General features: G+C 38.1%; 18 protein-coding genes. 17 read left to right on the top strand and 1 reads right to left on the bottom strand.

Going from position 1 to position 22,751, the window contains the following annotated elements; all coding sequences use genetic code 11:
* Nucleotides 1-11: 11 nt before the first annotated feature.
* The 9 genes from I6N95_RS11985 (at nucleotide 12) to I6N95_RS11945 (ending at nucleotide 11,011) form a co-directional block, all read left to right on the top strand.
* The gene (locus I6N95_RS11985; RefSeq protein WP_209528123.1) at nucleotides 12-1,028 is read left to right on the top strand and encodes an LCP family protein; all 1,017 of its coding nucleotides are present in this window, start codon (nucleotides 12-14) and stop codon (nucleotides 1,026-1,028) included.
* A gap of 98 nt (nucleotides 1,029-1,126) precedes the next feature.
* Nucleotides 1,127-1,975, top strand: a complete 849-nt coding sequence (locus I6N95_RS11980; protein WP_209528119.1) for a DegV family protein — start codon at nucleotides 1,127-1,129, stop codon at nucleotides 1,973-1,975.
* A gap of 137 nt (nucleotides 1,976-2,112) precedes the next feature.
* Entirely contained in the window at nucleotides 2,113-2,826 is a 714-nt protein-coding gene (locus tag I6N95_RS11975; protein ID WP_209528116.1) for a LytR/AlgR family response regulator transcription factor, read from the top strand.
* Nucleotides 2,819-3,973 (top strand): sensor histidine kinase, encoded by a 1,155-nt coding sequence (locus I6N95_RS11970; protein WP_245249454.1) that lies wholly within the window; start codon nucleotides 2,819-2,821, stop codon nucleotides 3,971-3,973. The genes I6N95_RS11975 and I6N95_RS11970 overlap by 8 nt, the downstream gene beginning before the upstream one ends.
* 68 nt (nucleotides 3,974-4,041) lie before the next feature.
* Nucleotides 4,042-5,856 (top strand): ABC transporter ATP-binding protein, encoded by a 1,815-nt coding sequence (locus I6N95_RS11965; protein WP_209528113.1) that lies wholly within the window; start codon nucleotides 4,042-4,044, stop codon nucleotides 5,854-5,856.
* A 1-nt stretch (nucleotide 5,857) separates the two neighbouring features.
* On the top strand, nucleotides 5,858-7,750 hold the full coding sequence (locus I6N95_RS11960; protein ID WP_209528111.1) for an ABC transporter ATP-binding protein: 1,893 nt from the start codon (nucleotides 5,858-5,860) through the stop codon (nucleotides 7,748-7,750).
* 127 nt (nucleotides 7,751-7,877) lie between these two features.
* Nucleotides 7,878-8,435 (top strand): DNA-3-methyladenine glycosylase I, encoded by a 558-nt coding sequence (locus I6N95_RS11955; protein ID WP_209528108.1) that lies wholly within the window; start codon nucleotides 7,878-7,880, stop codon nucleotides 8,433-8,435.
* Between the two features lie 185 nt (nucleotides 8,436-8,620).
* Nucleotides 8,621-9,502 (top strand): Rgg/GadR/MutR family transcriptional regulator, encoded by an 882-nt coding sequence (locus I6N95_RS11950; RefSeq protein ID WP_209528106.1) that lies wholly within the window; start codon nucleotides 8,621-8,623, stop codon nucleotides 9,500-9,502.
* A 303-nt stretch (nucleotides 9,503-9,805) separates the two neighbouring features.
* Nucleotides 9,806-11,011 carry a multidrug efflux MFS transporter gene (locus I6N95_RS11945; protein ID WP_209528103.1) on the top strand — a complete coding sequence of 402 codons (1,206 nt, stop codon included), beginning with the start codon at nucleotides 9,806-9,808 and terminating at the stop codon, nucleotides 11,009-11,011.
* Nucleotides 11,012-11,175: 164 nt separating this feature from the next.
* On the opposite strand, the gene I6N95_RS11940 is transcribed toward I6N95_RS11945, so the two are convergent.
* Complete coding sequence (locus I6N95_RS11940; protein ID WP_209528098.1) at nucleotides 11,176-11,361, bottom strand: YjzD family protein; 186 nt, start codon at nucleotides 11,359-11,361, stop codon at nucleotides 11,176-11,178.
* A gap of 221 nt (nucleotides 11,362-11,582) precedes the next feature.
* On the opposite strand from I6N95_RS11940, the gene dnaE reads away from it, so the two are divergent.
* The 8 genes from dnaE (at nucleotide 11,583) to dprA (ending at nucleotide 22,693) form a co-directional block, all read left to right on the top strand.
* Nucleotides 11,583-14,912 (top strand): DNA polymerase III subunit alpha, encoded by a 3,330-nt coding sequence (gene dnaE / locus I6N95_RS11935; RefSeq protein WP_209528095.1) that lies wholly within the window; start codon nucleotides 11,583-11,585, stop codon nucleotides 14,910-14,912.
* Between the two features lie 163 nt (nucleotides 14,913-15,075).
* Entirely contained in the window at nucleotides 15,076-16,038 is a 963-nt protein-coding gene (pfkA, locus tag I6N95_RS11930) for a 6-phosphofructokinase (protein WP_209528092.1), read from the top strand.
* A 50-nt stretch (nucleotides 16,039-16,088) separates the two neighbouring features.
* The gene (gene pyk / locus I6N95_RS11925; RefSeq protein ID WP_209528089.1) at nucleotides 16,089-17,852 is read left to right on the top strand and encodes a pyruvate kinase; all 1,764 of its coding nucleotides are present in this window, start codon (nucleotides 16,089-16,091) and stop codon (nucleotides 17,850-17,852) included.
* A 240-nt stretch (nucleotides 17,853-18,092) separates the two neighbouring features.
* Nucleotides 18,093-19,544 carry a S41 family peptidase gene (locus tag I6N95_RS11920; RefSeq protein WP_209528086.1) on the top strand — a complete coding sequence of 484 codons (1,452 nt, stop codon included), beginning with the start codon at nucleotides 18,093-18,095 and terminating at the stop codon, nucleotides 19,542-19,544.
* A gap of 34 nt (nucleotides 19,545-19,578) precedes the next feature.
* The gene (gene lepB, locus I6N95_RS11915) at nucleotides 19,579-20,121 is read left to right on the top strand and encodes a signal peptidase I (RefSeq protein ID WP_209528084.1); all 543 of its coding nucleotides are present in this window, start codon (nucleotides 19,579-19,581) and stop codon (nucleotides 20,119-20,121) included.
* Nucleotides 20,122-20,140: 19 nt separating this feature from the next.
* A complete protein-coding gene (gene ylqF / locus I6N95_RS11910) occupies nucleotides 20,141-21,001 on the top strand; it encodes a ribosome biogenesis GTPase YlqF (RefSeq protein WP_209528080.1) in 861 nt (286 codons plus the stop codon).
* Nucleotides 20,994-21,770, top strand: coding sequence for a ribonuclease HII (rnhB, locus tag I6N95_RS11905; RefSeq protein ID WP_209528077.1), 777 nt, complete (start codon nucleotides 20,994-20,996; stop codon nucleotides 21,768-21,770). Before ylqF ends, rnhB begins: the two co-directional genes overlap by 8 nt.
* A 56-nt stretch (nucleotides 21,771-21,826) precedes the next feature.
* Entirely contained in the window at nucleotides 21,827-22,693 is an 867-nt protein-coding gene (gene dprA, locus I6N95_RS11900; RefSeq protein WP_245249452.1) for a DNA-processing protein DprA, read from the top strand.
* Nucleotides 22,694-22,751: the final 58 nt, after the last annotated feature.

Genomic DNA, 22,751 nt, shown 5'->3' with positions numbered 1-22,751 from the left:
AGGTGACAGTTATGTCAAGAATGGAACGGTTCCATAATCAAGGAAAAAAAGAGGAGCTTCCCGTCCAAGAAACGCCGAAAACTAAACAACCAAAAGGACCAAAAAAACCTAAGAAGGCTAAAAAGCAGCGGGGAAGTCTGGTTCAATCTATTGGTAAATTGCTATTATTATTGATTATTTTAGTTGCGGCATACAGCTTTTATGAGTATAACAAGGGACTTAGAGCTGCTAAAAACGATAAGGATTTTGCACCACAAGAGTATCAGGAATTTTCTGGACAAAAAAGTTCAGATGGTTCTGTCAATGTTCTTTTCTTAGGGAGTGATTCACGAGGAGTTGACCAAGGTCGCTCAGATACTATCATGATAGCTCATTACAATAAGAAAGATAAGACGCCAAAATTAATTTCTTTTATGCGTGATACTTATGCGAACATCCCAGGTTATGGGTATAATAAAATTAATGCCTCTTATTCTTACGGGGGTCCCGAATTAGTTAGACAAACGATTAAAGCGACATTTAATGTAGATGTGGAATATTATGCTATCGTTAATTTTGGTTCTTTTCCCAAAATAATCGACACATTGACGCCGAGTGGATTAAAGATTGATGCTGAAAAGGATATTGAATTAGATGGTGTCAACATCAGTCAAGGTGTCCAAAAGATGGATGGTCATACGGCGCTGCAATACGCGCGTTTTAGAATGGACGAAGAAGGTGATTTCGGACGAGTAAGACGTCAGCAACAGGTCATGAATGCTATTTTTGCACAAGGGTTGTCGGCAAAAAATATTTTGAATTTCCCAGAAGCGGTAGGAAAAATTCAAGGATACACGCACACCAATTTGCCAAGTAAGCTTTATCCTAGTATTGGCAAAGATTTTCTGTTCGGTCTGTCCAAACCTTTAGAAAAATTAACAATCCCGGTAGATGGCTCTTGGTCTGATGGATATTACGCTGACGCAGGGAGCGTCTTAGAAATAGACGAAGCTGTCAACAGTCAAGCCATCGCTGCTTTTTTAAAGTAATCGAAAGGCCGTCAGTTAGCGGTTTTCAGTAGCAAATAATTATGGTATAGTAAAGACACAACGATTTGTAATGTGTAATAAAAGTGAGGGAAATGTTTATGAAAACTGCTGTTGTGACAGATAGTACAGCTTATTTAACAGAGGAATTAAAAAATCATCCAGATTTATTTATTATTCCGATTCCAGTGATTTTGGATGGAAAGATATATAACGAGGGTGTTGATATTGAAGCAAATGATTACTACGATTTACTCAATAATAGCAAAGAATTTCCAACTACCTCTCAGCCTTCAGTGGGTGAGGTCTTAGAACTGTTTCAATCTATTGCAAAGCAAGGATATACTCAAGTTGTGAGTATTCATTTATCTTCTGGAATATCTGGTTTTGTTAATAATTTGATCTCGATGTCGCCAGGAATTGAAGGGATTGAGGTCAGAGCATTTGATTCACTGATTACCAGCATGCCTATGGGATATATGGTTCAATCGGCACTGGAAATGGCTGGCTCAGGCAGTTCTTTAGACGAAATTTTCGCCAAATTAATGCTAATCAGAGATCATACTGAAGCCTTTCTCGTTGTTCAAGATTTAAACATTTTAGTTCGCGGAGGTCGCTTAAAAAATGGGGCAGCACTGATTGCTGGGTTATTAAAAATTAAACCAGTCTTAAAGTTTGATGAAGGAAATATCGTCTTATCTGAAAAAATCCGTTCCACCAAAAAAGCTTTGGGAAGAGTGGAAGACCTGATGGCAAAGAAACACAAAAAATCAAAAGTTGACATGCAATTCTTCATTATTCATGCGAATAATTTAGCAGTGGCTGAACTTGAAAAGTTGGAAATGGAAGAGCGATGTCCGGGTATTAATATTGAAATAGGTCATTTTGGACCAGTTATCGGCACTCATTTAGGAGAAAAAGCCATCGCATTTGCCTGGTGTGCCAAGTAATTTCGCCATTATTTTAATTTTTTTGAGCAACAGAGAATTTCGTTCATTCTGAACTTATTCTTTGTTGCTGTTTTTGTTATACTGGTTATAAAGAGGTTAGATGACCTTTAGTAGGATAGCTGGAAGGAGAGCAGTCAGTGAAGATCGCAATATGTGAAGACGACCATCATGTAAGAGAAGAAAACAGTACAATCATAAAAAAGGCAGCTCAGTTTTTAAAGATTGCTGTAACTGTTTTAATGTTTGAAAGTGCTGAACAGTTATTGTTTGAGTTGCCAGATATCATTCCAATTGATTTATTAGTTCTGGATATCCAAATGGGAAAGCTTAGTGGAATGGACCTCGCAAAGAAGATTCGTGAAAAGGATCAAGACGTCTCGCTGGTTTTTGTTAGTAATTATGATGACTATGTTTTTGATGGTTATGAAGTTAATGCCATGGGCTATGTCATGAAACCGTTAAAGGAAGATAAAATGACACACATTTTGTCAAGGGTGATGAAGAAAAAAGTAGTTGAAGAGGCTCATCTAATTATCGAATTTAATCAACGACCGACGAAATTGTATTTATATGACATTTTATATGTGGAGTCTTTAGGGCATTACTTAAAAATTGTTACTCAGAGTGGTAGTTATGAATGTAAAGGAAGTTTAGTTAAATTTTCTGAGAGTTTGACAGACATTTTTGTACAAGTTCATCGGAGCTATTTAGTTAATTTAAATTTTATTTCTGCTGTTCATCAAAAGGATATTTTACTTTCCAATGGCACTGTTTTACCAGTTAGCCGCAATCAAAAACGTCATGTAAAAGAGCTTTTTTTAGCTCATTACCGAGGGTTAGCGAATGAATGAGATAATTGTGAATTCACCAGCAATTTGTTGCTTAGGATTAATGATATACGTGTCTTTTGAATCTGTGATTACTAAGCCAAAAATTGTAGCGGGCTTGTTGTTTTTCTTCCTTATCAGCCTAGTTAGCATATTTGTAGATATTAAGGTCGCCTTAGTTATCTTTGCAGTTGTTTTAGGTGTGGGGATTATCCGCAAAAAAAGATCGGTCTTCTATTTGATTTTACTGATATCGTTAATTTTAGCAACGGTTTTCAGTATAACAAATAGTCAATATCTGGAGGCGACATTATTAGGCGGAGGTGTGGTTTGTCACAGCTACAAGATTAGACAACAAATTACCCCATTAATTTTGGTTGGTATTTGCCTGTTTGAAGGAGTGCTGCTATTTTTATTTATGACTGCAAACTCAATTTGGTTAGCCGATATCAGTTTGTTAATGACATTTCTTTTAATTCTGATTATTGATCAATTGTTGCGCTATCTCTTTCAAGAAACTGATATGATTTTTGCACGTTCTTTGGATCAGATTATGGCGAATTATATTGGAGAAGTGGATAGTTTGTATCAAAACATACGTGGCTGGCGACATGATTATCATAATCATTTACAGGCTATGAAGGTATATCTTGAAGAGGGGAAGTTAGTCGATATTGCCAACTATTTGGCGAAGCTAGAAGATAAGCTTTTAGAGGTTGACCAAATTGTTAAATCTGGAAATAGTATGTTAGATGCCATTGTTAACAGTAAACTATCCATTGCAACAGATCGGGATATCAGAACGACTGTTAAAGTATTTGTGGGCAAACAACCACTGATCAACGATATTGATTTATGTGTGATTTTAGGAAATATATTAGATAATGCAATTGAAGCTAACGAGGAAATTGAGAATCCTGACAAACGGATGTTAAGGGTGTATATTTCAATTTTAAAGCAACAACTATATATTTCGGTGACCAATAGCCGACCATTGAATCAAACAATTGACAACTCTTACACAAGCACTAAAAGTGATAAGCGAGGGTTGGGAATTAGGCGGATTGATCAACTCGTGTCCAAGTATGACGGCTTGATCAACCGACAATTTGAAGAAGAAGTATTTGTGACAGAGATTATTTTACCCCTGATGACCATTAGTGAACGATAAATAACCGTTGATGTCTAACGCGGTTATTTTTTTGTCAATAAGCTATACTTTGAAGTGAGGTGAGTAATATGGAAAAAAGACATTATCGATTAAGGGATAATATCAAATGGTATTTTAAACGCGTCTGGCATGAATACCCCCAGTACTATTTCGTTAGTCTTTTGGGGATTATCTTGAAAGCGGGGCAATCATTATTAACGGTTTTGTTGCCTGCGACCTTGGTTGATCTCTTGATTAACCAAGTGTCACTTAACCGAACGATCGTCATCGTCGCGTCAATGGGACTTGGTCTGGCACTGATCAACACATTGCGGCAATACATTGAAACTAAAATTTTGTTATTCGCTTTAGGCGTGCGAACCAATCTTCAACTCGTGTTGTTTGAAAAATCTTTAACGATGGATTATCAACTGATGGAAAATGCCAAAGTTAGAGAAATAAAGCACATTGCAGAGGTAGAAGGAATTGATCAAAACAGTTCTGCTGGCGAGGCTTTTGCCACACAGTCTTACTACTTAGTAGAAGTCACAGTAAGTTTCATATTATTTGGGATGACCTTGTCTTTTTTTCACCCACTATTATTTGTTCTAATAATTGGCACAACCATCATCAGTTTCATGTCATTAAAACGGGTCAGAACATTTCGTGAAGAACATAAAGATGATTGGGGAAAAATTGATGCAAAACGGCATTATTTAAAGAAGAATGCCTATGCTATTGAAAATGGTAAAGATATTAGGTTATATGAAATGAATACTTGGTACGACAAACATATTGAAAAGGCGAATGATGAGCGTTTAGGGTGGACTAAAAAGGAATCAAAAACAGTCTTTATTAGTCAATTTATTCAAGATACCGGCGTCTTTTTCCGTAACTTGGTGGCCTATATGTTACTAGTTTCGTCCATAATCAAAGGCAGTTTGACACTGCCTCAGTTCACGTTGTTTTTTACTGTTTTAAATAGTGTTACAGATTATGTTAGTAAAATTGCTGAACACAGTCATTTAGTTTTGAAAGCTAATCAAGGGTTGAATGATATTAGGCATTTTACTGAACTTAAGAGCCAGTTGTTAAGATTAGAACCAGGAAGTAAGCCTGATAGTCAAGGTTTAGATGGGGCGAGTTCTCTTTCAATCCGTTTTGAAAATGTCAGCTTTATTTACAGTGGGGCAAGTGATTATACAATTAAAAACCTTTCTTTTACGATAAATAATGGAGAGAATGTGGCGCTAGTCGGCGTCAATGGCGCTGGAAAATCAACCATTGTAAAATTGATAAGTGGTTTATTACAACCAACTTCAGGAAACATATTTGTTAATGGGATCGACATCAAAACGATTCCCATCGAACTATTTTACCAACTTGTTGCCCCAGTTTTTCAAGAATCGTTGATCTTTGCTTTTGATGTTGCCGCTAATGTAACGATGACGGATGACTATGATACTAGCAAACTTAATCATTGTCTAGAAGAGGCGGGGATTGCAGCAAAAATTAAGTCTCTACCGGAAGGGATTCTCACTCAAATGAAGCAATATCTTAGGGAGGATGGCTTGGAACTATCTGGTGGGGAAACTCAAAAGTTAATGATAGCTCGAGCTCTCTATAAAGATGCGCCGATCCTTATCTTAGATGAACCAACAGCCGCCTTAGATGCGATCGCTGAAAGTGAGTTATATGAGAAGTACAATGAGTTGGCAAATCACAAAACATCAATTTTTATTTCTCATCGATTAGCTTCTACTCGATTTTGTCAAAAAATTCTGTTTCTGTCTGATGGTAAAATTATTGAGGAAGGCAGTCATGATCAATTAATGGCTTTATCGGGAAAATATGCTGAAATTTATAACGTTCAAAGTCATTATTATCAAAAGGAGGTGGTCTAAGATGAGTCAAGAACAGTCCAATGGGTTAGCTGAGAAGTATCTGAAAGTAATCCACTTAGTCTGGGAAATCCATCCTATTACGTTACTGTATTCTTTTTTATACGCCCTATCGATTACCTTTATTCCTTATTTGGATTTTTGGTTTTTAGGGTCGATCGTCAATGACTTGACGGAAGGAAGTCAAAGCAATCAATTGCTCTTAAAAGTGATCTTATTCGTCATATTGACATATCTCTTGAATGTCTCGTCTCATTATTTACAAAAAAAGCGTGATGATGCCCAAAGTCAATTAGGCATGTTGTTGGATGAACAGGTTACCAAACGATTATTAACGATTGATTATGCAAATTTAGAAGATCCGAAAATGCGGGAAAATTATCAAAAAGCTGCGGAGGGGACAAACTATAATGGGGGGATTGCGTCTTTCATCAACCAGACGTTGACAAGTTCATTTCAATTATTAGTGGCTCTAGTGGTGTCGGGAGTGGCTTTAGTCAGCTTATCGACAGCAAAGGGAAGAATTATGACGAGCATGACCTGGGTGAATTCTTGGTGGTTCTTAGTGCTAATTTTAGGCGTAATCATGTTACCGGTGATCATCAGTGTCTGCTTATTTAAACAAGCTAATTTGGCAAAGTTTGAGCAATTTAATGAAATAGTTGAGATTAACCGAGAGTTTACTTATTTTCATCATACTGTAGGTCATTATCAAAACGGGATGACCTTTAGATTGTATCAAGGGACAAAGATGTTTCTCAAGAAGGTAAACCAATCTAATATTAAATCAATGGCCTTATTTTATAAAATGGAGGGAAAGGATTTTAGCTATACAGGAACGGTCTTATTTTTAGCGAGTACTGTGACGGCGTTACTATATGTTATCGTGGGATTAAAAGCATTTGTTGGTGCGATTGCTATTGGCTCGGTTATTTTATATGCAGGGTACTTGCAACAGTTATTGGCGGTGTTACTGGACTTTTTTAAAGCTATTAGTGTAGGTAATACCATTGTTACCTATATTCAATATTACTATGACTTTTTGTATGATGATGCTCCTCTAAAAAGAGGAACGCTACCTGTTGAAAAACGGGACGACAATGAATATGAACTTGAATTTCATGATGTTAGTTTCAAATATCCGAGAACATCTCTTTGGGTGCTTAAAGATTTTTCACTCAGGTTGAAGGTCGGGGAGAGAGTATCAGTTGTTGGTCGGAATGGCTCAGGCAAAACAACCTTTATTAAGTTATTATGCAGATTGTATGAACCAACAAAAGGATATATCACGCTTAATGGGATTGATTTAGCAAAATATGACCGTAGCGAGTATCAGCGACTATTGGCCGTCGTTTTTCAAGACTTCAAACTATTTTCTTTTAGTGTAGCCGAAAACGTCTCAACTAATTTGTCGCCGGATGATCAACGGGTTGAAAAAGCATTGGAAATAGCCGGTATTAGAGAACAAGTTGGCTTAATGCCACAGGGGACTGATACAGTTTTAACCAAGCATTTGGATGAACGTGGGATCGAAGTTTCAGGTGGAGAAGCACAAAAAATTGCCATTGCCAGGGCTTGGTATAAAGATGCACCTTTTGTCATATTGGATGAACCGACTAGTGCATTGGATCCCGTGGCCGAATATGACATCTATAAACGCTTTGATGAATTAATAGAGGATAAAACGGCTATCTATATTTCTCATCGTATGAGTAGCGCCCGTTTTAGTCAAAGAATTATTGTTTTTGATGAAGGAAGAGTGGTTCAAGATGGGAACCATGACAGTTTAATGGGGCTTAAATCAGGGAAATATTACGAGTTATTTACTGCCCAAGCCAAATATTATACTGAAAGCCATAATTCGGATGATCACTTAAAACGACTGTTTTCTTATTGAAGAGACTAGCAGTCTGCTGTAAAACGGAAAGCGAATGAATGTTCGCTTTTTTATTTTCTTTCATAATGACTTGTGATATTATTTAAATTAAGCAGTAACGAAATTGAGAAGAAATGAGGGAATAGCAATGTGCAAAAAGAGGTGTAGTTGGGCTAATAGTAGTCCTTTGGAACAGGTTTATCACGATGAAGAATGGGGGGTGCCCAAACATGATGATTTGGTCCTATTTGAGCTGTTAGTACTAGAGAGCATGCAAGCAGGCTTAAGTTGGTCAACGATTCTTGCTAAAAGACAAACTTTAAATGATGCTTATGATCAATTTAATCCGACCATAGTCGCTTCATATGATCAGAAAAAAATTGAGGAACTTTTAAATAATCCAGGCGTTATCCGACACAAACTTAAAATTGCTGCCACCATTTCAAATGCGCAACGGTATTTGGCGATTCAAAAAGAGTATGGTAGTTTTGATAATTTTATATGGTCGTATGTCGCTCATCAACAAATAGATAATCAGTGGGCTGATATTTCTCAAGTGCCATCCACATCAGATTTGTCAACAACAATAAGCAAGGACTTAAAAAAGAGAGGATTTAAATTTTTGGGACCGACCACTATTTATTCTTTTTTACAAGCGGCCGGTCTCGTCAATGATCATGTGGTAACTTGCTTCAAAAAAAGTTAGTCTACATAAAAGTACTGGATATAGGACTCTCGAATTCTTGATGTAGTCGCGATTGACTTTGATTTTGAGTGGTACAGAGGAATAAATAAATAATGGATAAATAAAGTCCTTTTTGGAAGACTTCTATTATACAAACGACATTTTATTTGGTATTATTAAGTTATAGTAGAAAAAGAGGTGGGGTTATGGAAAGTTATGGCGTTACCGTTAGAAAATTAAGACAAGATAAAGGTTTTTTGCAAAAAGAGATTTACGAGGGAGTTGTTGCAAAAAGCTTTGCCATACGTTTTGAAAAAGGCGAGGTAATGCTTCAGTATGATACATTTTTAACAGTTCTGGAAGCGTTAAATGTGTCACAAGAAGAATTTCATTTTATTCATCGTGGGTATCAAGGGAAAAAAGAGAAAACGATCTGGATCGAGTTTGCAAAAGCGGCCAATGCAAATAATAAGCGGCAATTGGAAGAGATATACCAGCAGTATAGGGCAAGCAAAGTAGTGTTTGAACGTGTGGTAGCATACTTAGCTAATATCCTACTGGTGTATCAAGCTTATTCTGCTGATGACTATCAAAACCATTTGAACCATCAAGAAGTTCTTTATTTACAAGATTATTTACTCAAAAAAGAGTCATGGACCTTAGATGAAATGAATATTTTTACGTCATGTTATTTTATTTTCGATCAAAAGATAAAGCAATTATTGATGAAGAGTTGTTACAATTCTTTGAGGAAGTATCAGGAATATCCTAATTACATTGAAAGAATGACTAATTTGCTGAGCAATTATATTATCCATTGTTATGATATTGGTGAATATCAAGAAGCGAACAAATGGTTTGTCAAGGTTCAGTCCTTGCCTAGGAGGAAAGAATTTTTATATTATGGGTTAAGTATTGACTTGTGTTCAGCTTACTATTATTATGTTAAGCGCGACTACTCGTCTTCGAAAGACAAAATCGATAGATATGTGGCTGTCCTAGTAAACAGCGGGTTTAACAGTGAAGCTGAGCAGTCGCTAAAACATTTTAATGAGTTTAAGGTGAATTTTGATCGTTTTGGAAGATAATTGTATAAGGATTGTTAAACTTGTTAGTAATCGAAAAGTGATTACTAACAAGTTTTTGATTATTGCTTGCTGCAAAAGTCAGGAAGAAAATGTTTTTTCGGGCTGAGTTTATCCGCGTGAACCGTCACCATTTTCGTAAGACTTGTCATAGTGACAATTTTTTTGGGTAACATTAATAAATTTAGTGAAATTGCTTATTTTCCATTATCTCTTTCATTATGTTACCAGATAAGGTGTATACTTGAATAAGTAACTAATTTTGATCACGTGATTGTGATGAAAGAAAAATACTGGAGAGATTAAATGCGAGTCGATTGGAAACGAAATTTATACATTGCTTGGATAGGTTGTTTTTTTACAGGTGCGAGTTTTAGTTTAGTTATGCCGTTTATCCCTGTCTACATAGAGACTTTGGGAGCCCCAGCAAATAAGATCGAGTTTTATGCAGGTCTGTCCATCAGTGTGACAGCTTTTGCAGCAGCTATCGTAGCCCCTATTTGGGGGAATTTAGCTGACAGAAAAGGGCGGAAGTTGATGATGGTTCGAGCTGCTGCAGGAATGACTATTTCCATGGGAGCACTGGCTTTTGTGCCAAATGTTGAATGGCTTTTGGTGATGAGGTTTTTAACAGGGGTTTTATCAGGCTACATTCCAAATGCTACGGCAATGATTGCGTCACAAGTTCCTCAAGAGCGAAACGGCTGGGCTTTGGGCACTTTGGCTACTGGGACAGTGGCAGGGAATTTAATTGGACCTTTAATGGGTGGTGCTTTAGCAGGGGCTTTTGGGATTAAAAATGTTTTTCTCATAACGGGGACCGTTCTGCTAATCAATACCGTATTAACCATCTTTTTTGTAAAGGAAGAATTTATTCCTGTTGAGAAGAAAAATGTTATTTCAACAAAAGAAATTTTTAGTAAGATAAAAAATCCGACTATGCTCTTTGGTTTGTTTATCACAACGCTTATTTTACAAATTGGGATAACCAGTATCAGCCCAATCTTGACATTGTATATCCGTCAATTAGGTGGAGCTAGCGGGAATATCTTGTTTGTTAGCGGCTTGATTGTTTCAGTTGCAGGGGTTTCGGCATTTATCTCCTCACCACTGTTAGGGAAGCTCGGCGATAAAATTGGCAATCAGAATGTGTTGATTGGCGGACTGGTCTTTTTCTTATTGTGTATATTCCCTATGGCCTTTGTTAAAACGCCTTTTCAATTAGGCGTTTTGCGTTTTATGATGGGATTTTCAACGGGGGCGTTGATGCCATCGATTAATTCTTTAATTAGTCGGATTACGCCGCGTGAGGGAGTTAGTCGGATTTTCAGCTTCAATCAAATGGCACAAAATTTTGGTCAAGTACTTGGACCGATGATTGGTTCGACTGTTGCAGCTGGCTTTGGATATGGTGGTGTTTTTATTGGTACCTCTTGTTTTATCCTTGTGAACATCGGAATTTCATTGCTTAATTTTAAGGGAACTATCGGCAAAAAAATTGATTTTAACTAAAAATTGGTTTGTTCCGCTCTCTAGCGGATTTTTGGAGCATATTTATTAAATAGTATCTGTGAAAAATCAGAGTCTGGCTTATGTCGCAGACTCTGATTTTTTTTCAAAAAAAACTGCCCCTTCTCAAAAAAGGGCAGTTTAGCGTAAGAAGACTTACGTTTTAGTTAATTATTTGAGGTATCTTTACTCGGTTGAGAAACTTCCCCAATGATAATCACAAAAAGTGCAATGACGACAGAGCCTATGACAGCTTGAGGGAAATTATATAAACCGTGGTTTAAAGCCGCACCAAGATAAGCAACAATTTGACCTAAGATCAATGACCATGCCAAAATTATGACATAACGCATAATGTAACACCTCTCTTCACTAACATATTCTAACACAATTTAGAATTGAGTGAAAGTAAAGTTTTTCGAGGAAGTTTCTTGAAGGAGTGCCAATGTTGAAGATGATATTTGCTAAGTAAATCAAATAAGAAGTTTACTGGAAATTGTTATCCTTAAAAAATTACGAAAGCTGCTTTTCGTGTTATAATATACTCTAGAGAACAGATTGAGGGGGAAGTGACATGGAGATTGCCCAATTACAAGTAACAACGGCCTATTCGTTGTTGGCGAGTACCATTCGCATTGATGAGCTTGTGAAAGCTGCCAAAGAACGTGGGTTTACCTCTCTTGCAATTACCGATTTAAATGTGATGTCAGGTGTTGCTGAGTTTTATCGGGCTTGTCAAAAATATGAAATAAAACCGTTAATTGGTTTAACGATAGAATACCGTGAATCTGTTCAAGAAGATCAAGACGTTCGCTTGATCTTCTTGGCCAAGAATCAGCAGGGGTATCAAAATTTATTAAAAATTTCCACTGCTAAAATGGAGTTAGAAGCAACGGAACCGTTTTATTACAGTCAATTTGAAGCGTATTTACATGACTTAGTCGTGATAATTCCTGATGAACTATCGACCATTGCCACATTATATCGCGAACAGCGAACAGAGCAACTTAATGAGGCGATTGTCAGATTGAAACAACAAGTTGATCAAGGGAGTTTGTTTGGTGGGGTGTCTCTCTATGAAGAACCGCGTAAACAACATTGGCTAGAAGTTTTAACAAGTCATCACCTTAAGGCAGTTGCTCTTCAAGATGTCCGTTATTTAAATCCAAGTGACGATTTTTCTTTAAAGGTTTTGAAGCATATTGACGAAGGAACCCGTATTGGACCAGAGCACATTCAGCAAGCTGGTCATTATTTTTTGTCAACTGCGATGGATTTAAAAGAGAAATATCAGGAAAATCAGTTAATTAGCGCATTAGAAAACACCCAAAAAGTTGCGGCCCTTTGTCAGTTCGAGATGCGTTTTCATCAGACGTTATTGCCGCATTTTGATGTACCTAAGGGTGAAACGGCCGCAAGCTATTTACGCAAGATTTGCCAAGAAAATTTGCCTCAACGTGTTAAGAATCCCGATGGTCGTTATACGGATCGCTTGGAACTTGAACTGTCTACCATAAGCGATATGGGATTTGACGATTATTTTTTAATTATATGGGATGTTATGAAATTTGCGGCAGAACAAAAAATAGTCATGGGACCGGGGCGCGGTTCTGCCGCAGGTTCACTTGTTTCTTTCGTAACAGGTATTACAGAAGTAGATCCAATCGAATATGATTTATTGTTTGAGCGATTTCTCAATAAAGAACGCTACACAATGCCTGATATCGATTTGGATATTCCAGATAATCGTCGTGATGAAGTATTGCATTATGTTAGTCAAAAATATGGCCATCATCAAGTGGCTCAGATTGCTACTTTTGGGACCATGGCAGCTAAAATGGCTCTTCGAGACGTCTGCCGCGTATTTGGTTTATCTCAAAATGAAGCCAATCAGTGGTCCAACGCTGTTCCTAGTGTTTTGAAAATTACGTTAGTTGAGGCCTTTAAGCAATCCCACAAGTTGCAACAATTGGTAGAAGATAGTGAGCGTAATAAATTGATCTTTGAAGTTGCAGTTAAAATTGAGGGATTGCCACGGCATGTATCAACTCATGCGGCTGGCGTGGTGATTAGTGATCAGGATTTAACAGGTTTGGTCGCTCTACAATTGGGCTCTAATCAAATCCCATTAACCCAATTTACAATGGGTGATGTGGAAGCTATTGGTTTGTTGAAGATGGACTTTTTGGGCTTGCGAAATTTGTCAATTTTAGATGATACCATTCAACAGATTAAACGCGTTTATCAAGAAGATATTATATTGAAAGACTTGCCAATGAATGATAAGAAGACCTTGGATATTTTTCGTAAGGCCCAAACGGTGGGAATTTTTCAGTTTGAGTCGACGGGTATTAAAAATGTTTTACGAAAATTAGGGCCAACTTCTATTGAAGACGTGGCTGCGGTCAATGCGTTGTATCGGCCTGGTCCGATGGATAATATCGATTTGTTTATCTCGCGGAAAAAAGGAGAAGTACCAGTTGATTACCCTCACCCTAATCTGAAAGAAATTCTCGATGTTACCTATGGGGTGATTGTTTACCAGGAGCAGATTATGCAAGTTGTTTCCAAGATGGCTGGCTTTAGTTACGGAGAAGCGGATATTTTACGTCGTGCAATTAGTAAAAAAGAGAAAGCGGTTCTTGATGAGCAACGCCGACATTTCGTCGAGGGGTCTCTCGCTCAGGGATACTCAGAAGAGGTCGCAAATCAAGTCTATGATTACATTGAGCGTTTTGCTAATTATGGATTTAATCGATCCCACGCCATGGCCTATTCTTTTATAGCTTATCAAATGGCCTATCTAAAGGCTCATTATCCTGCACCATTTTTTGCCTCTTTGCTTCACTCAGTCAGACATAATCTAGGAAAAATTAAGGAATATATCACTGAAGCCAAGCGTTTTGGCTTAACAGTTAAAGGGCCAGATATTAATCAAAGTCGCTATAGTTTCTTTCTGGAAAAAAAAGCAATTTTATTTGGTTTTAGCTCGCTAAAAGGGATTCGCAAAGATTTTATTCGAAATGTGTTAGATGTTAGAAGAGCTGATGGTCCGTATAAATCACTGGATAATTTTTTATTGCGAATTGACCGAAAATGGTTAAAGGAAGACAATATCTTACCATTAATTTACATCGGAGCCTTTGACTCGCTTCATGGCAATCGCAAACAATTAGTGGTTGATCTAGAAGGGATGATCAAAAATATTCTTTTCAGTGGCGGTAGTCTTGATTTATTGTCTATTTTAAGTTTGAAGAAGGAGACTGTAGCAGATTATTCGATCGAAGAAAAGTTGGATCAGGAAGAGAAATACTTAGGCACTTATTTGTCGGGCCATCCTGTGGATGAATACCAGGCCTTGCGAATTGTAAAAAATGCGCGCTCAATCGATCAAGTGGAGATCGGCAAGCGTAGTAGCATTTTAGTCTACAGTCGCCAAATTCGCGTGATTCGCACGAAAAAAGGGGAACAAATGGCCTTTATTGAGGGAAATGATTCCACCGCAGAGATTTCGGTGACGATATTCCCGCAAGCGTATCGCAAAATTGGGAATGACTTATATGAAAATAAAGTTTATTTGGTTGAAGGGAAGGTGGAGAGGAGTAGTTATAATCAGGCGTTGCAAATTATTGGCGAGACAGTTGTTTTAGCAGAATCATTTAAAGAGTCAATTGGTTCAAAGATTTGTTATTTAAAAATAAGTAATGGACAAGAAACACGCGAGGTTTTGAAACAGATCAAAGAGATTTTAAAAAAATACGCTGGTAATAATCCTGTGATTGTTTTTGACGAACAAAGTGCCCAAAAAATTGCCTTATCTGACGAATTTTGGGTAAAAGAGACTGCTGAACTAAAAAATGAGTTATCCTGTTTAGTGGATGAAAAAAATATTATTTTTAGGTGATAGAGGTTTTATCTGCGTGTTTTCATGTTTTTTCATGATTTTTTCTGTTTTACAAAGACTTTTCATTTAAAAAATGGTAGAATGAATTCGAGGTTTAAGTATTATATACATTTAACCGTCTTTTCTAAAGCAGTTTCAAAATAATTATTGAGGTGAAAGTTGAATGAAACGTATCGCTATTTTAACCAGCGGTGGGGACGCCCCAGGAATGAACGCGGCCATCAGAGCAGTTACTCGTAAAGCAATTTACGATGGATTAGAAGTCTATGGCATTAACTACGGATTTGCCGGCCTAGTAGCTGGAGATATCCGCAAATTAGAAATTGCCGATGTTGGTGACAAAGTACAACGTGGAGGAACCTTCTTGTATTCTGCACGTTATCCCGAGTTTGCTACAGTTGAAGGGCAATTAAAAGGAATTGAACAGTTAAAGAAATTCGGTATTGAAGGCTTAGTTGTCATCGGTGGTGATGGTTCTTATCATGGTGCCATGGCATTAACTAAACACGGTTTCCCGGCTGTTGGGATTCCAGGAACGATCGACAATGATATCCCGGGAACTGATTTTACAATCGGTTTTGATACGGCTATTAATACGGTGTTAGAATCAATTGATAGAATTCGCGACACTGCAACATCACATGTTCGGACATTTATTATTGAAGTCATGGGTCGTAATGCTGGTGACATCGCGCTTTGGGCTGGTGTGGCTGGTGGTGCTGATGACATCATTATTCCTGAACATGAGTTTGACATGGCGTCAGTAGCTAAGAAAATCAAAGAAGGCCGTGACCGTGGCAAAAAACATTGTTTAATTGTGTTAGCTGAGGGCGTTATGGGCGGTAATGATTTTGCTGATAAGTTAGCTGAATATGGTGATTTTCATGCACGGGTGTCTGTGTTAGGCCATGTGGTTCGTGGTGGTTCACCATCTGCACGCGATCGTGTTTTAGCTAGTAAGTTTGGTTGGAAGGCTGTTGAATTGTTAAAAGAAAACAAAGGTGGCTTATGTATCGGCATTCGCGATAATGAAATTGTTGCAACCGATATTGTTGACACGTTAGAAAACGGCAAACACCATCCTGATCTATCCTTATATACGTTGAATCAAGAAATTTCTTTCTAGTAATACCTTACTTTGTTATTAAATAATTTGAATATAGGAGCGTTTTATTAATGAAAAAAACGAAAATTGTATGTACAATTGGACCAGCTAGTGAGACTGTCGAAATGCTAGTAGATTTGATGAATGCGGGAATGAACGTCTGTCGTTTGAACTTCTCTCATGGAGATTTTGAAGAACATGGCAACCGCATCAAAAATATTCGCGAAGCGTCAAAAATTTCCGGTCACCGTGTAGCGATTCTGCTTGATACTAAAGGTCCTGAGATCCGGACCCACGACATGGCTGGCGGTCAAAAAATTACAATTGCTAAAGGTTCTACAGTTCGTATTGCCATGAGCCAAGTAGAAGGAACTCCTGAAAAGTTCTCTGTTTCTTATGAAGACTTAATCAACGATGTTGAAGTGGGCACTCATATTTTACTAGATGACGGGTTAATTGATTTAGAAGTAGTGGAAATTGATAAAGGTGCCAATGAATTAGTCACGGTTGCACAAAATGAAGGCTTATTAGGCAGTAAAAAAGGGGTTAACGTTCCTGGCGCTTCTATTAACTTGCCTGGTATTACTGAGAAAGATGCGGCTGATATCGAGTTTGGAATTGCCCAAGATGTTGACTTTATCGCAGCTAGTTTCGTCCGTCGCGCAAGCGATGTTCTAGAAATTACTGATATTTTGGAAAAAAATGATGCGACTCATATTCAAATTATTTCTAAAATTGAAAACCAAGAAGGTGTTGATAAACTAGATGAAATTCTACGTGTATCAGATGGTTTGATGGTTGCTCGTGGTGATTTAGGTGTAGAAATTCCAACTGAGGAAGTGCCAATCGCTCAAAAATTAATGATTAAAAAATGTAATGAACTTGGTAAACCAGTTATTACTGCGACACAAATGCTTGATTCTATGCAAAAAAATCCTCGTCCAACTCGTGCTGAAGCTAGCGACGTGGCAAACGCTATCTATGATGGTACAGATGCTATTATGTTATCAGGTGAAACAGCTGCTGGCGATTACCCAGTAGAAGCCGTAAAAACGATGACAAGTATTGCTGAACGTACGGAAGAAGCCCTTGTAGACCAAGATGCTTTTGCTCTTAAAAAATACAGCAAAACTGATATGACAGAAGCAATTGGGCAATCTGTCGGTCATACAGCCCGTAACTTAGGGATTAAAACAATCGTTGCTGCGACTGAATCTGGTCATACAGCTAAAATGATCTCTAAATATCGTCCAAAATCTCATATCGTAGCTTTGACATTCAGTGAACGTAAAGCACGTGGACTAGCCCTAACATGGGGAGTTTTCCCAACAGTTACAGGCAAACCTGAGTCCACAGATGATATGTTTAATGTGGCAACTGAAATTGCCAAAGATTCAGGCTTTGCTAAAGAAGGCGAGTTAATCTTAATCACTGCTGGTGTTCCAGTTGGCGAACGTGGCACAACTAATTTGATGAAAATTCAATTAATTGGTTCTAAGTTATTGTCTGGTCAAGGGATTGGTCGCGATTCATTTATCGGAACATCAGTTGTTGCTAATTCAGCTGAAGAAGCCAATAAATTTGCTGTTGAAGGCTGTGTCTTAGTGGTTAAGACTACGGATAAAGACTATATGCCAGCGATTGATTTAGCCGGCGCTTTAGTTGTTGAAGATGGTGGGTTAACTTCTCATGCGGCTGTTGTAGGAATTGCCAAAGGGATTCCGGTTATTGTTGGAGCTAAAGACGCGACTACCGTTATCGCGAATAATACACTTGTGACAATTGATCCACGTCACGGAATGATTTTTAGTGGCGCAGCTAGTGTTTTAGCCTAACCTAAAAAATCAATTCAGTCAGGAAGATTTTCTTCCTGGCTTTTTTGGGCGTTATTCCAAATATGGGGAAAGGCTGGTTTATTTAGAGCTAAATTGTGATTTTATTGGGAAGATATCGGGTTTTTAACGGGAAATTTAGTGATTTTATGGTAGAATGAAGAAAGTAGTTTTGAGTGGATATCAATTATTTATTAGATATCTGTATATGAGCTTAATATATGATGGAAAGAGTGTGAACTGGTGAATAACAAACATAACAACGGGATTCCTTATAGTCGACATATTATTTCTCTGATTTGCGTAGCTATTATTGCTGGCGGAGGTGCCTATCAATTAAATGAAATCAAACATGAGCGGGCCGAGTTAAGGGAAGTCAATCGTTATCCTCATTCCTCTGACCTAGAAAAGATCAACAGTACCTATGAAACGATTGTCTCCGATTACGTTGGGGATATTGATAAAAAAGCGTTGATTGATGGTGCCATTAAAGGAATGACAACGGCTTTGGATGACCCGTATTCTGACTATTTTAGCGGCGATGACGCTGACAGCTTAAATGCGACAATAGATGGTAGTTTTGAAGGCATTGGTGCAACGATGAGTTTGGAAAATGAGCAACCTGTTATTGCTGAAAAGCCAATGAAAAATTCTCCTGCTGAAAATGCTGACTTGAAAATAGGGGACATTGTAACAAAAGTGGATGGCAAAGAGACCAAAGGCCGTTCTTTAGACGAAGTAGTGGAGACGATTAAAGGTAAAAAAGGAACTGATGTGACATTGACGATTTTAAGGGGAGACGAAAGTTTTGATGTCACTCTAACCAGAGATGAAATTGCGTTGGAAACTGTTAAAGGAACTTTAGACGAAACGGATAAAACTGTTGGTAATATTATTGTAAAAAGCTTTACTAAGCATACAGCGGATGAATTTAAAGAAGCAATAGAGTCCTTGCGAAAAGAAGGCGCAACTTCTTTTATAGTCGATGTACGTAATAATCCTGGCGGTTTATTGGATCAGGTAGCGACAATGGCCAGCATGTTTTTAAAAAATGGTAAAACCATTGTCAGTTTCGAAGACAAGGATGAAAACAAGCAAGAACTGGTGGCTGGTAAGGAATTAGACGGTGGTTTTAAAATTAAAGAACCGACAGTTGTGTTGGTTAATGGAAGCAGTGCTAGTGCGTCAGAAATCTTTGCAGCTGCTTTAAATGAATCAGCTAAGATTCCGGTTGTTGGTAGTAAAACGTTTGGCAAAGGAACTGTTCAAACGGTAAACTCTCTTGAAAATAACACGGATTTGAAATTGACAACTAGTAAGTGGCTGACGCCAAAAGGTGAATGGATCCATGAAAAAGGATTCGAACCAAGCGTTAAAGTTGAATTGCCAGCTTTCTATGAATCTAAATCCATTGATCGTAATGAAACTTACGAAGAAGGCGCTAAAGGAACTGCTATTCAAAATTTGAATTTGGTGTTAAGTGGGATTGATGATTCTGTCACGGCTGATTCTGACACGTATACGGTTGACACCATTGCTGCGGTAAAGAAAGTTCAGGAATCTGAAAAACTATCAGTAACAGGGATTGTTGATGAAGCGACTGCTTCTGCAATTGAATTGAAATTGATTGCTAAGATAACAGCAAAAGATTTACCGTATGAAAAAGCGCTAGAAGAAGTGAAAAAAGGAAAGTAGTAACAATGAAACTGTTAAAGGATGGGAGTGGCAGATGAGAGAACGAATAATCGAAGTCACATTGTATTGGCTGAAAATGATCGTCCTTGCTGGTGTTCTAGTTTTCTTAATTCGAGGTTTTGTCTTCATTCCCATGAAGGTTGAAGGTAATTCAATGGCTAAAACCCTAAGGCAAAACGATCAAATTGTCTATGAGAAGTTTTCACAGATTAAACGCTTTGATGTGATCATCTTTAAGTTGTCTGATGGCAATACCTATATCAAACGTGTCATTGGTATGCCAGGTGAACACATCCAGTATGTTGACGATGAATTATTAGTGAATGGGAAGCGTGTTGAAGAAGATTTTCTTGGCCAAGCTAAAATAAAACGAAGCAGTAATCAATATACAACTAATTTTGATACAGCTGAAATACTGTCTCAAAAAGAAATACCAAAAGATTCTTATTTTGTTTTAGGTGATAATCGTCGTTTAAGTAAGGATAGTCGATCTTTTGGCGAAATTCCAAGTTCTCAAATTATTGGGAAAGCACGTATGGTATACTACCCATTGCATGATTTTGGGTTGATTAGATAGAAGATATGGAGTGTATGAAATGACAATTCAATGGTTCCCAGGGCATATGGCGAAAGCCCGTCGAGAGGTAACAGAAAAACTAAGGTATGTTGACATCGTTTTAGAGTTAGTGGATGCCCGTTTGCCGATTTCAAGTCGTAATCCAATGATGGATGAAATTATTCAACAGAAACCTCGTTTGGTTTTGTTGAATAAGGCTGATTTGGCAGATGGTCGAGAAACTCAAAAGTGGCAACATTATTTTGAAAAAAAAGGACATCGTTGTTTGATTCTTAATTCAAATGAAGGCCGTGGGATTAATAACATTGTGCCTGCTTGTAAGGATGTGCTACAGGAGAAGATTGCCCGACAATTATCAAAAGGCATGAAACCACAAGCCGTGCGTGCGATGGTTATTGGTATTCCCAATGTTGGCAAGTCTACTTTGATGAATCGCTTAATCAAAAAAAACGTCGCGAAAACAGGCAATCGGCCTGGTGTAACTAAAGGACAACAATGGCTAAAGGCTGGCAAGGATTTAGAACTGTTAGATACTCCTGGAATATTGTGGCCTAAATTTGAAGATCAAGAAATAGGTCGCAAATTGGCTTTGACTGGTGCGATTAAAGACGACTTACTTCATATGGACGATTTGGCTTTGTATGGCTTGCGTTTTTTTAATCAATATTATCCAATCGAGCTAGCTAGTCGGTATCAATTTAATGAGACAGAAGCGGCTTTATCGGATGTTGACCAACTCCTTTTAATAGCTAAAAAACGTGGCTTTCAAGATGATTATGAACGCGCCAGCCAGATGATTATTCGCGAGCTGAGAGACGGTATGCTCGGCCGCTTTACCCTTGATCGTTACGATGAGATGGGAGTGGCTAACGATGACTAAACCAGCATCAATTACTGAGATTAAAGGGAAGTTGGCGCAGATTCATCAAGTCGACGATCCTTATATTTTGGCTTTAGAGCAAGATTCGCGTAAAGGCGTTGTTTCGCTTTTGGCCACATTTCATAAACGATTGGCAAGAGTTGAAGCTATGCGGCAAGAGGCGGAGATGCTCAGAGAATTTGAACGGCGTGCCTTGCAACAAGGTTATCAAGTAATTGCCGGCATAGATGAGGTGGGACGAGGTCCTTTAGCAGGCCCGGTAATTGCCGCAGCTGTTATTTTACCTAATAATTGTGAAATGTTAGAAGTGAATGATTCAAAAAAACTATCTGAGAAAAAAAGAGATTTTTTATTTACTCAAATATGTGAAACAGCCGTGGCAGTTGGAATTGGGATCGTCGATGAGCAAACTATTGATCAGATTAATATCTATCAAGCGACGAAATTGGCGATGAAAGAAGCGATTGAGAAATTGTCATTCACACCGGATTACTTGTTATTAGATGCCATGAAACTGGAAGCTGTCCCGATCGCCCAGGAAAGTATCATCAAAGGAGATGCTAAAAGCGTATCAATCGCCGCAGCCAGTATTGTTGCCAAAGTTACTCGTGATCGACTGATGAAGGAATATGGCGAGCAATATCCTGGGTATGGTTTTGAAAACAACGCTGGTTATGGTACTAAGGAGCATCTGGCTGGTTTAGATGAATTAGGTCCGTGCCCAATCCATCGGAAAACCTTTGCACCAGTGAAGTATTTTTTTGCCTAAAATGAAAAACTTCCTTTTAGCGTATCTATATGATAGATACTAAAAGGAGGTTTTTTATGGATGAGCTTGATTTTTTTATTTATTGTATGAAACATGTTCAGGGAATTGGCAACAAAGGGCTTTTAAAAGTAATTTCTTACGCATTGGACTCAGATTGGCAAAAAAGGACTGGTAGAGAGTGGTTAACAATCGCTCAAGTTAAAGCTAATTTCCGCAGTGATTTTTTAGCTTCCTTTGAGTTGTCTCAAAGCAGACATAGTCAATTGTGGCAAGACTATCAACGGGGTGGATTTTTAACGATCTTGTCGGAGAATTACCCTGTCTACTTAAAAGAAATTTACAACCCGCCGGTGGCGCTTTTTTATCATGGTGATTTGAATTTGTTAAAAAAACCAGCCTTAGCCATGGTGGGTTCCCGTACGGCTAGTGCTTACGGTAAGCAAGTTGTCAGTAATTTTATGCCAGAGTTAGTTGAGAAGTATGTGATTGTTAGTGGGTTGGCTAAGGGGATTGACACCAGTGCTCACCAAGCTGCCATTCGCCACCAGGGTAACACTATTGGCGTCATTGGCACTGGGCTGGATGTGGTTTATCCGCAAGAAAACAGTCGTTTACAACAGTATATGGCGGAACGGCAACTTGTCTTAAGCGAGTATCCAGCAGGCGTCGCACCACTCCCTTATCATTTTCCAGCTCGTAACCGAATTATTGCCGGGTTAACACGAGGGACCATTATAATAGAAGCAAAACAAAAAAGTGGTAGCTTAATCACGGCTCAATTGGCTCTTGAATCTGGTAGAGATGTTTTTGCGGTACCTGGAAGTGTTCTTGATGGCCACTCCATTGGCTGTTTGGAGCTAATTCAACAAGGGGCTAAATGTGTGATCAACAGCCGAGATATTTTAGAAGAATTATCTCTTTAATCATGAATTTTTTGTTAATTAAGGAACAAATGTTGACAAACCTGTGTGATATGACATA

The organism is Vagococcus allomyrinae (assembly GCF_017829975.1).
In the GTDB taxonomy this organism is placed as follows: domain Bacteria; phylum Bacillota; class Bacilli; order Lactobacillales; family Vagococcaceae; genus Vagococcus_D; species Vagococcus_D allomyrinae.
This window is presented reverse-complemented; position numbering and strand designations above follow the sequence as displayed.